This is a genomic window from Salmonella sp. SG203 (assembly GCF_013350575.1).
GTDB classification, from domain to species: domain Bacteria; phylum Pseudomonadota; class Gammaproteobacteria; order Enterobacterales; family Enterobacteriaceae; genus Salmonella; species Salmonella enterica.
The window spans coordinates 123,650-134,049 of record NZ_SNMT01000013.1; the positions used below are offsets into that span (position 1 = coordinate 123,650).

General features: G+C 51.9%; 11 protein-coding genes. 3 read left to right on the plus strand and 8 right to left on the minus strand.

Annotation, left to right across the window (positions count from 1 at the left end; all coding sequences use genetic code 11):
• Positions 1 to 392 precede the first annotated feature (392 nt).
• Together HV477_RS18200 and HV477_RS18205 are read right to left on the minus strand one after the other, a co-directional pair.
• On the minus strand, positions 393 to 1,571 hold the full coding sequence (locus HV477_RS18200; protein WP_000665980.1) for an acetyl-CoA C-acetyltransferase: 1,179 nt from the start codon (positions 1,569 to 1,571) through the stop codon (positions 393 to 395).
• 122 nt (positions 1,572 to 1,693) lie between these two features.
• Positions 1,694 to 2,557: a LysR family transcriptional regulator gene (locus HV477_RS18205; RefSeq protein ID WP_175065243.1), complete on the minus strand. Its 864-nt coding sequence runs from the start codon at positions 2,555 to 2,557 to the stop codon at positions 1,694 to 1,696.
• A 103-nt stretch (positions 2,558 to 2,660) separates the two neighbouring features.
• Between HV477_RS18205 and HV477_RS18210 the strand changes: the two genes are divergently transcribed.
• Positions 2,661 to 3,116: a multidrug/biocide efflux PACE transporter gene (locus HV477_RS18210; protein WP_017465480.1), complete on the plus strand. Its 456-nt coding sequence runs from the start codon at positions 2,661 to 2,663 to the stop codon at positions 3,114 to 3,116.
• Positions 3,117 to 3,257: 141 nt separating this feature from the next.
• A complete protein-coding gene (locus HV477_RS18215; RefSeq protein ID WP_079898921.1) occupies positions 3,258 to 4,487 on the plus strand; it encodes an amino acid permease in 1,230 nt (409 codons plus the stop codon).
• Between the two features lie 30 nt (positions 4,488 to 4,517).
• Here the strand turns inward: HV477_RS18215 and rcnR are convergent, their stop codons facing one another.
• Positions 4,518 to 4,790, minus strand: coding sequence for a Ni(II)/Co(II)-binding transcriptional repressor RcnR (gene rcnR, locus HV477_RS18220; RefSeq protein ID WP_000019953.1), 273 nt, complete (start codon positions 4,788 to 4,790; stop codon positions 4,518 to 4,520).
• A 122-nt stretch (positions 4,791 to 4,912) separates the two neighbouring features.
• On the opposite strand from rcnR, the gene HV477_RS18225 reads away from it, so the two are divergent.
• On the plus strand, positions 4,913 to 5,797 hold the full coding sequence (locus tag HV477_RS18225; protein ID WP_000503704.1) for a nickel/cobalt efflux protein RcnA: 885 nt from the start codon (positions 4,913 to 4,915) through the stop codon (positions 5,795 to 5,797).
• Positions 5,798 to 6,001: 204 nt separating this feature from the next.
• Here the strand turns inward: HV477_RS18225 and HV477_RS18230 are convergent, their stop codons facing one another.
• The 5 genes from HV477_RS18230 to HV477_RS18250 form a co-directional block, all read right to left on the minus strand.
• A complete protein-coding gene (locus HV477_RS18230; protein ID WP_000134795.1) occupies positions 6,002 to 6,760 on the minus strand; it encodes a transcriptional regulator in 759 nt (252 codons plus the stop codon).
• The gene (locus HV477_RS18235; RefSeq protein WP_023232679.1) at positions 6,747 to 7,253 is read right to left on the minus strand and encodes a CaiF/GrlA family transcriptional regulator; all 507 of its coding nucleotides are present in this window, start codon (positions 7,251 to 7,253) and stop codon (positions 6,747 to 6,749) included. The genes HV477_RS18230 and HV477_RS18235 overlap by 14 nt, the downstream gene beginning before the upstream one ends.
• Before the next feature lie 107 nt (positions 7,254 to 7,360).
• Positions 7,361 to 8,428 carry a fimbrial protein gene (locus HV477_RS18240; RefSeq protein ID WP_023233804.1) on the minus strand — a complete coding sequence of 356 codons (1,068 nt, stop codon included), beginning with the start codon at positions 8,426 to 8,428 and terminating at the stop codon, positions 7,361 to 7,363.
• Complete coding sequence (stdC, locus tag HV477_RS18245) at positions 8,425 to 9,168, minus strand: fimbrial biogenesis chaperone StdC (RefSeq protein WP_000798504.1); 744 nt, start codon at positions 9,166 to 9,168, stop codon at positions 8,425 to 8,427. The genes HV477_RS18240 and stdC overlap by 4 nt, the downstream gene beginning before the upstream one ends.
• Positions 9,169 to 9,208: 40 nt before the next feature.
• On the minus strand, positions 9,209 to 10,400 hold a 1,192-nt coding region (locus HV477_RS18250), incomplete at its 5' end, for a fimbria/pilus outer membrane usher protein (RefSeq protein ID WP_175065244.1).

A 10,400-nucleotide genomic window follows, 5' to 3' on the forward strand; every position in this document is an offset into this window, starting at 1 on the left:
AATCAAAACACTATTTTGATTTATTTAACGGCATCATAGTCGCCTGGATAAAGGTTTTCAACAATAAATAAAACAACGTTTCATTTTTATGTCTGGTTATTTTTAAAACTGCTGTAGCGATCACGATCGGCGCTAAAACTTACGCATTTGTCTGATTTTCAGACATGCGCGCCAGATGCTGTATGCGGTTACCCAGATAAAAATTGGAGCTTGTTTTAGAACGAGGTCTGATGTGCGAATTGAATTAAAAGCGGTATGCGTCTGCAATGCCCGACGCGGCAAGACGTTCCGCGCTATAACGAAAAAGGGGGTTCTGTCACTGGCTTTGCCCTCGTGATAGAGGGCTTTTTATGACGGAATACTGAAACAGGAAAAGGATGGCTGGCGCAGGATCAGTCGCGTTCAATGGTTAAAGCAACGCCCTGACCGCCACCGATACACAGCGTCGCCAGGCCTTTACGCGCGTCGCGTTTAACCATTTCGTGCACCAGTGAAACCAGAATTCGACAGCCGGAAGCGCCAATGGGATGCCCCAGCGCAATCGCGCCGCCATTAACGTTTACCCGTCGCTCATCCCATTCCAGCATTTTTCCTACCGACAACGCCTGGGCGGCAAACGCTTCGTTGGCTTCGATAAGGTCGACCTCCGTCAGTTGCCAGCCGGCACGCTCCAGACAGCGCCGGGTAGCATATACCGGCGCAATCCCCATTAGCGCAGGATCGACGCCGACGCTGGCAAACGCGCGGATGCGCGCCAGCACCGGCAGCCCCAGCGCCTGGGCTTTCGCCTCGCTCATCATCATCACCGCGGCGGCGCCATCGTTGATTGAGGAGGCATTACCCGCCGTCACCGAACCTAAACTATCAAACGCCGGATGCAGCAGGGCTAACCCCTCCGCACTGGCGTCGGCCCGCGGTTGTTCATCCGTATCGACAATTGCGGTCTGCCCATTACGTTGCGTGACGATGGGGACAATCTCATCTTTAAAACGCCCGGTATCAATCGCGGCCCTGGCTTTTTGCTGCGAACTGAGCGCATAAGCATCCTGTAACTCGCGGCTGATGCCATATTCCCGCGCCAGGTTTTCTGCCGTCACGCCAATGTGATAATCGTTGAAGGCATCCCATAAGCCATCATGTACCAGACTATCCACCAGATTGTCGGCATCAGGCAACGCGCCGGTACGGCTGTCATTGAGGACATGCGGCGCACGGCTCATATTCTCCTGCCCGCCCGCAATAACAATGTCCGCTTCGCCGCACTGAATAGCCTGCGTCGCCAGGTGCAACGCTTTTAAACCGGAACCACAAACGTCATTAATGGTAATAGCGGAAACGGTAGTCGGCAGCCCTCCTTTGATGGCTGACTGGCGCGCCGGATTCTGCCCGGCGCCAGCCGTCAGTACCTGACCGAGGATGACCTCATCGATAGCATTAGCGTCCACGCCGGTGCGCTCAATTAACGCTTTTACGACCATACTCCCCAGCTCGACGGCGGAATGACGGGCCAGCGTTCCCTGAAAACAGCCGATGGGTGTCCGTAAAGCCCCCACTATCACAACCTCTTTCATTACCACCTCAGCGCAAAATGACACCGCCATAGTAGAGCATTGTTAAAATTAGTTATCTTGATTGTTTAAAAAAAGTGAGTTTTATCACAAAGGAAATGACGCTGATTTGACGGTGGCGCAGCTTATTTCTGCTGTAAATGGTAGCGAAGCCAGTTCCCCGCCGTTCCGGGCGGCGTCTTCTTGTTCCACAACAAATCAATAGCAATCGCCCTCGGCCAGCCAGGAACATCCAGCTGCGCCAGCGGTTTTTCCGCCGCAAACTCTTCCACCAGCGCGCAGGGCAATACGCACCAGCCAAATCCCTGAACCGCCATGCTCAACAGCAATAAATAGTTTGGCGCTGACCAGGCCGGGCCGCGCGTAATGTTGGCGTTAGAGTCAAGGTAGGTATTCAGACGCAGCTCGCGCCAGGTATGCAGTTGCTCCCATTGCAGGTTCGTCTGCGACGCCAACGGATGCGTGGTCGCCACATAAACCCCCATCCAGCTTTGAACAGGCAGACGCGTCGCGCCAATGTCTGTGGGATAGTTATCACGCGCTTCAATCAGGCCTATCTGGGCGCGCCCTTTTTGCAGCAGGTCGATGACATCATCATTTTCTCCGATCAAGCATTCAAACTCGGTATGCGGGAATTGACGATCAAACTGCGCCATTAACTCTTCCAGACTGTCAGGGTGCAGGGTATCAGAGAGGACGAACGTGAGTCTTGCCTCCGTCTCGCCGGATAACGTCAGCGCCACCTCATCCAGACGATCGCTCGCCGATAAAATAGCCTGAACATAGCTAAGCACCCGTTTTCCTTCTTCGGTCAGAACGGGCTGGCGCGATGATCGATCAAATAATGAAAATCCCAGATCCGCCTCCAGATGCGCAATGACGGTACTAATGGTGGACTGGCTTTTACGCAGGCGGCGCGCCGCCGCAGAAAACGAACCGCAAGAGACGGTCTCAACAAATGCCATTAACGCTTCAGGTGAGTAACGCATAACCTATCTACTTTATCGATGGATGTTATCTTTTAGGTATCATATTAAACGATAAAATAGCGGAAATTTCTTTAGTTCGATTAAGAGTAAGGTTTTTTCGTTTATGCAACATGACGCCATACAACGTCGCTCGCTGCCGGAGCGTATTTTCCATGCTGTCTGTTTTGAAGGTATTGCGACTGCAATACTGGCGCCAACGACCGCCTGGCTAATGCAGCGCTCGGTGCTGGAGATGGGCGGCCTGACAATATTGCTGGCAACGACGGCCATGATCTGGAATATCATTTATAACGCTCTGTTTGATCGACTGTGGCCTGCGCATCAGGTGAGACGAACCGCCAAAGTGCGCGCATTCCATGCGTTAGGATTTGAAAGTGGGTTTATTGTCATTGGCGTGAGTATTGTCGCCTGGGTACTGAATGTCAGCCTGCTACAAGCATTCACCCTGGAAATTGGTTTCTTCCTGTTCTTTTTGCCGTACACGATGCTGTACAACTGGGCATACGATGTTTTACGCCAACGAATAGTGACTCGCCGCCAACAGCGCGTTAGTGCATGATATTGCTCTTTTTTGCCGGGATCGCAACGCTCCCGGCCCTCCTCCTCCACGACATCCATCTGCTTAAAACGCCCCCAACTGACGCTATTTATGGTAAATTGCGCTTCTTTTTGTGTGTTTTATAGTTGATAAATTCAAATAATGTCTAAAATTTGGTCAAAAGATGAGACTCTCTGGAGTTTTGCATTATACGGAACGGCTGTAGGCGCAGGCACTCTTTTCCTTCCCATCCAGTTGGGATCGGCAGGCGCAATCGTGCTATTTATTACCGCGCTGGTCGCCTGGCCTCTAACATACTGGCCGCATAAGGCGCTGTGTCAGTTTATTCTTTCCTCAAAGACTTCTGCCGGTGAGGGAATTACTGGCGCCGTTACTCATTATTACGGCAAGAAAATCGGCAATATTATTACCACGCTTTATTTCATTGCGTTTTTTGTCGTGGTATTAATTTATGCTGTGGCGATTACCAATTCCCTGACAGAGCAATTAGCGAAGCATATTCAGATAGATATTCGCATCCGGATGGCAGTTAGCTTCGGCGTAGTACTTATCCTGAATATGATTTTCTTAATGGGAAGACATGCCACTCTTCGCGTAATGGGCTTTTTAGTCTTTCCACTTATCGCTTACTTCTTGTTCCTTTCGCTCTACTTAACCGGAAGCTGGCAACCCTCGTTACTGACCGGGCAGATGTCTTTGGATAGTCACACGTTGCACCAGATATGGATTTCTATTCCGGTGATGGTTTTTGCTTTTAGCCATACGCCCATTATTTCGACGTTTGCCATCGACAGACGGGAAAATTTTGGCGATCAGGCCATGGATAAATGCAGAAAGATCATGAAGGTCGCCTATCTGATTATCTGCCTGAGCGTGCTGTTCTTTGTCTTTAGCTGCCTGCTCTCCATTCCGCCGTCATACATTGAAGACGCGCGCAACGAAGGCGTTACCATCCTTTCCGCGCTCTCGATGATGCCCAATGCGCCGGCCTGGCTCTCTATTTCCGGTATTATCGTTGCCGTCGTGGCCATGTCGAAATCTTTCCTCGGCACCTATTTCGGCGTCATTGAGGGCGCAACCGAGATGGTAAGAACCACCCTACAGCAGGTTGGCGTAAAAAAAAGCCGGGCGTTCAATCGCGCGCTGTCTATCATGCTGGTTTCCGGGATTACGTTTATTATTTGCTGTATTAACCCGAATGCCATCTCTATGATTTATGCCATTAGCGGCCCGCTCATTGCGATGATCCTGTTTATTATGCCCACGTTGTCAACGTACCTGATACCGGCATTGAAACCCTACCGTTCAATAGGTAATTTCATTACGTTGGTCGTCGGTTTACTTTGCGTATCGGTGATGTTTTTCGGCTAAAGTAAAAGATAGCCGGGATATAACTCCCGGCTATTTTATATAAGAATCCAGCACCTTTAATATTACGTCCAGATCTTCTTCACGTCTGGCTTCATCACTCTGATGAACGATATGCTCGGTCAGATGCCCTTTAATCACCTCGCGCATTAAGCCATTTACCGCGCCGCGAATCGCCGCGATCTGTTGTAACACGGCCGCGCATTCATGCGGTTCATCCAGCATTTTTTTTAGCGCTATCACCTGCCCCTGAATCTTGCTGGTTCTGGCTTTAAGCTTTTGTTTGTCCCGGATGGTATGTGACATTGCAACACCTCACTAACATTAACGAATACAAATTATAGCATTACGATGTTACTGGGGGGTAGTATTCCATACTGGGGGGGAGTAGAATGACGCCCCACATAAAACAACTAAGAATCATTCTCATGGGTGAATTTTCGACACTTCTTCAGCAAGGAAACGGCTGGTTCTTCATTCCCAGCGCCATTTTATTAGGTATTTTGCACGGGCTTGAACCAGGGCACTCCAAAACCATGATGGCGGCTTTTATCATTGCCATTAAAGGTACGGTTAAACAGGCTGTCATGCTCGGTCTGGCAGCAACGCTTTCTCATACCGCGATCGTCTGGTTAATCGCTCTGGGTGGGATGTATCTTAGCCGGGCATTCACCGCACAATCAGTGGAACCATGGCTGCAGTTAATTTCTGCGATCATTATTCTGAGCACCGCGTGCTGGATGTTCTGGCGGACATGGCGAGGCGAGCAGCAGTGGCTGGCGGGAAACCATCATCACAACCACGACCACGACCACGACCACGACCACGACCACGACCACGACCACGACCACGACCACGACCACGACCACGACCACGACCACGACCACGACCATCATGGTCACATACATCCGGAAGGCGCAACGTCAAAAGCGTATCAGGATGCCCATGAACGCGCCCATGCTGCCGATATTCAACGCCGTTTTGATGGTCAAACAGTGACTAATGGACAGATCCTGCTATTCGGCCTGACCGGAGGGCTTATCCCCTGTCCGGCTGCGATCACCGTTTTACTGATTTGTATCCAGCTTAAAGCGTTTACACTGGGCGCCACGATGGTGCTGAGCTTTAGTCTTGGCCTGGCATTAACGCTGGTGACGGTAGGCGTTGGCGCGGCGATAAGCGTTCAACAGGCAGCAAAGCGCTGGAGTGGTTTTTCGACGCTTGCCCGGCGGGCGCCCTATTTTTCGAGCATTCTGATTGGTCTGGTCGGCGTGTATATGGGAATTCATGGCTATACCGGGATCATGCAGTAAATATGTAACGCTTCTGCTCAGGCCGTATCATTCACGTCGGGTTTCATTCCAGAAGCGTTTTTACTTATCAAACGGTATGAAAGGCCATACATTCAGCGTCCCGCCTGAATTCTGTATTTTACTCCACTACAGGCAAAACATACCCCACCGCCACCGGGTGTAGCCGGCGTGTCAGTGTTTCTGGATAGGGTCGCCGGAGGCGGGTTATTGCGGAGCGATAAACGGAGTTCGCTGCAGTGATTTACAAAACCGGGTACCAAACAGCAGTTCCCGTAATCGGTTCCGCATTCCCAGCTTCACCAGTAACCGGTATTTGTCCTGCCAGATTTGCTTCTCCTGTGTATTCAGCCTTCCACACAACGCTGACAACCTTCCTCGTCCACGGTAAACTTCCTGAAGCAAGCGTAACTGGGCCAGGCTCACTCCGCATGCCAGTATCTCCCGGTGCATCAACTGATCCATATAGTTCATCAACCGCTTCGGATTGTTAAATATCGGTGGCACTTCCAGAAAGCCCGTCACCGGATCCGGAGATAACAAAAAGGCGTCCAGCCCTCCTGTCCTGCGCAGGCGTGCGCCCCCGGCCCACTGTTCATCCCGCCGCCACCGAATAAGTATCTCCGCCAGTTCCTGCTCCAGCAGCGCCGGGATGCCGCCGTATACCTTCAGTACCACCCGGTCGCTGAAAAACAGCTCATCGCTGATAATCATAACCGGGTAGTCCGGCAGTATCTGTCTCAGGGAATAGAACAAAAAGAGATGTTCACGGGGACGCAGACACAGTATCAGTATGGCCTCCGGTTTCCGACGTAATTGCTGCAACAGAACAGGCAGCCTGTATGCGGTTTCACAGTTGCAGCCCGGCAGAAATCTTCGGACCAGGTGTGCCACGGCGATCGTCACCGGCCAGCAGTCACCGTAAACGATAATCTGCCGGGCCGGCATCCGGTTATGTTCCGTCATCCTCATCCTCCTTCTTTTTCAGGATCTTTCCCGCATTTCTGTTACTGCACAGCCGGTTCCACAGTTCATTTGCCATCGACCTGTCACCATTACCGACCCGGCGTTTTGATACCAGCGGCGGTCCGGCTTTTTCACGGCGCGTGGACGGGGTGGGACTGCCAAGAACCCGGATAACATAAATCTCATAGCGTCGTGCTTTATTGGGCAGGGTCTGGTGACGGCAGATGCTGACCACCCGCGATGTTTTGCTTCGCAGATAGGCAATCAGGTAGCTGGCCCGTCTGGCCGTGATGTGAAACGCCTCTGCTATCTGGTTACGCTGAACCCAGTTCTGCTGCAACAGGCACCAGTGTGCCACGATGATATACAGGGGCTCGCCGGCATACTGGCGGACACTTACCGGAATAAAACAGGCATCATGGTTGGTCTGTCCGGGATAATGAATATCGTTACCTGAAAAAACTATCTTCTCTTTTGATTTATCAGAAGACATGCAGACTCTCCGTTTTTTAGTGAAAAAGACCGAGAAGAAAAAAATAATCATAAAGATAAATTTATATCTATTTTTAATTAACTATCAGGAAATGGTATTTAATCCTGCTAATTGTAAGTAACAATAACTGTCATTGCGGCTGAAAAAGCACCTGTTTTAATTACCTCACCGGGTATAGCTTCGACCTTTGCTTTGTACTTTTTTATAATTCTGCCACCGGCACCGTTATCAAGATGGATAGATTCCATATCTGCTTTCACATTAAATTTAACTGGTGTATTATTATCCACATCCATTACCGACAGTCTGAAACCATTGTATTCTTGTTTATCATTCTTAAGAAGCACGGTGCTGTCAGCATCTGCCAGTGTCAGACCGTTGGTCCTGAACTCTATAGCCAGTGGGGCGTCGAACGGGATCTGCGTTCCGACATTCTGTTGTGCTGTAACGGTGAAAGGTACTTCCCTGGGCACCATGGTTTCCTTATATTCCGTATAAAAATGCCCCATTTTGATAGTATTAGAAGGAGAGATAATAACCGTGCCTGAGTTGTCAGGAATAAACCTGAGATTAAACGCAGAAACAGTTAAAGGTCTGAATGAAACAGATGGGGGGCTTACACCATTTGGGTCATAGGGTAATATGTTAATCGTGCTTGATGGTATAGTTATGTTCAAAAAGTTATTCTTAAACGCCTGATACACAAATATACGAAACGTCAGCGTTCCGCTCCGGTTATATGTTTTCTCCGGGTCCATATATTGCCCGAATACTTTTGAGCTGCTCCAGCCAGAAAATCCTGCCTGTATCTCTTTCCATGTAAATGTTACGGAAGCCGACGTCCCTTCCTGAACAGTGATATCCATGCCGAGACCGCTTTTTCTTAGTGCAGTTACTACCTCCCTCATATTGTAAAGATTAAGAGTTGTGTAGTAAGAGGGTCCGTAACTTTTCCATTTTGTATAACAGGTATAACTAATGGGAACGGTAACGCTCTGCAGCTCCTGATCAGTGAAGAATGTTCCACCCTTCAGATTAATATTCTGAATGCCGACATGTCCATTCGCGTCACAATATGACCATTCGATAGCTGCCCGCGCAGAATCACAGACAGCAAAGAAAAGAAACACACCTGACAGTATCAGTGATTTCATATTGAATAATCGTCCTGTCATGATGTCGCCCCTGCGTCCTTAAACGCACAGTTCAGGGCATCGCAGGTGTAGCGATTCATCTGCAGTCCCCCGTAATCATCAATATACCCCACCCACAGCGTCCGGGTTTCTGCCGGCAGAACAGCCTTTAAAGGCAGGTTCCCCAGGGGCGGCACCATCACGCCCTCGCGGAAACCGCTGAGCCTGTGGCTACGGTCTGCTCCCAGCCACGCCACAGTGATGTAGTACGGCGTCGGGTTTCTGAGGGTCAGATGTCCCGCATTCCGCTCAGCAGTCAGCTTTCTTTCCGGCTGGTCACTGCTGCTTCTGATAATGGCTTTCGGACGGTAAAACAGTTTCAGCTGGCTCTGCATGGCCAGTTGCAGAACGTTGTCGTCTTCTGGCTTCGGGGGAACGCCCCGCACGTTAAACCAGAACAGTGTTTCCCTGTCCTGAGGGAGCTTATCTGTCAGCCCGCGAACCTGGGTGATGCGGACCTGGGATTTCTGTCCGGCATCAATACGCTGCAGCGGCGGCAGCGCCATCAGCGCATCGGTTCTCACCCCGTCAGCGTCCGTCACCCAGGACTGCGCCAGGAACGGCGTGGTTTTGTCATCGTTATTCAGCGTGATGGCCACCGTTTTCTGCGGCGCATCCATGATAATACGGGTCCGGTCAACATTGACGGCCGCCGGGCTGTACTGGCTCCATGCTGCCGCCAGTGCGAGTAAAATCACACGGCTTCTTCTGCTGTTTTTCACCTGTTTTCTCCTTTAGACCTACTCTGTGACAGGGATATTTTTATCTGCAGGGCAGTAACAGCGGCCCCCGGCTGAGTGTCACCGTTTCCGGCAGGGTGAGTCTGCACTGCACCCGGCCATCCCAGGATACATTCAGGGTCCGGCGGTCTTCCCCGCTGAGACCTGTCAGGTAGGCCAGACCGCCATCTCCGACCATCCCCGCGGTTCTGCCGGTTTTCCCGGACACCACCAGGGCGCCAAACGGCGGACTTGCGCCATCAGCCAGCCGGATATGACCGAGCACCTGCTCCCCCTGGCTGGCGTCAATCTTCCGGTAGCCCACCGCGCCCTCCGTCAGTACCTGACTGACGACGGAGCTGCTGACGTCCACGTCCTCCGGCAGGGCGGCCACATCAACCGAAATATCGCTGCGGCGATAGCTGCTGCCGGCGCTCACCACGCCCACCCCGAAGCGGTTGGTCACTCCGCTGTTGCCGTTCACCGGCACACCGGCCACGTCTCCGGTATCTATCATCATGCGGGGCTCATTCCCGGCCATCGACTGGCTGAAAGCGGCACCGTGGGCGGTGGCGGTCACCGAGCCGTACCAGCTCAGGCCCAGGCTGCGGTACTGTCCGGGCTGCAGGGTGGCGTCCGCTGCCGCCTGGCCCCACGGCAGACGGCTCTGCACGCTGCCGCTGAAGCTGCTGTTGCTGCCGGTGTCATAACGGTTATGACCGGCGCTGATGTTCCATGTAGTGTCCGGGTTATGGAAATCGCTGTAATTCACGGTCTGCTGCAGGCCGCCCCGGTTATCTTTCTGTACGCTGTAACTCACCTGGCGGCTGTCTCCCCACGGGATACTGATGGTGGCGTAGACCTGGTTCTGGCTACCCCCGCCGGTGTACTGGTTACGGGCAAACGACACCGAGGCCGAGAGTCCCTGAAGGTCGCCGAGACTGAACACCTTGTTGAGGCTGAGCATGTAGTTATTGTTGGACTGTGCGTTCCAGTAATTGAGCCGGCTTACCGAGAGGGCCGCGCTCATGTTGAGTACCGGAACGGACTGGCTATAAGTCACGGTGTAGCTCTGTTTTTCATGCCATGCATCGCCGCCGTCAGTGGCCCGACGCTGCAGGTACTCCGGCATGGACAGAAAATGGCGGTCCGAGAAGCGGTATCCGACGAACGCCAGGGTACTGCCGGTTTTATCAAACGTTTTGGCATAGTTGATACGGTAGCTGTAACCGGAC

Coding starts and splice junctions, on each gene's coding strand:
- HV477_RS18200 (WP_000665980.1), bottom strand. CDS start 1,571: ATGAAAGAGGTTGTGATAGTGGGGGCTTTACGGACACCCATCGGCTGT.
- HV477_RS18205 (WP_175065243.1), bottom strand. CDS start 2,557: ATGCGTTACTCACCTGAAGCGTTAATGGCATTTGTTGAGACCGTCTCT.
- HV477_RS18210 (WP_017465480.1), top strand. CDS start 2,661: ATGCAACATGACGCCATACAACGTCGCTCGCTGCCGGAGCGTATTTTC.
- HV477_RS18215 (WP_079898921.1), top strand. CDS start 3,258: ATGTCTAAAATTTGGTCAAAAGATGAGACTCTCTGGAGTTTTGCATTA.
- rcnR (WP_000019953.1), bottom strand. CDS start 4,790: ATGTCACATACCATCCGGGACAAACAAAAGCTTAAAGCCAGAACCAGC.
- HV477_RS18225 (WP_000503704.1), top strand. CDS start 4,913: ATGGGTGAATTTTCGACACTTCTTCAGCAAGGAAACGGCTGGTTCTTC.
- HV477_RS18230 (WP_000134795.1), bottom strand. CDS start 6,760: ATGACGGAACATAACCGGATGCCGGCCCGGCAGATTATCGTTTACGGT.
- HV477_RS18235 (WP_023232679.1), bottom strand. CDS start 7,253: ATGTCTTCTGATAAATCAAAAGAGAAGATAGTTTTTTCAGGTAACGAT.
- HV477_RS18240 (WP_023233804.1), bottom strand. CDS start 8,428: ATGACAGGACGATTATTCAATATGAAATCACTGATACTGTCAGGTGTG.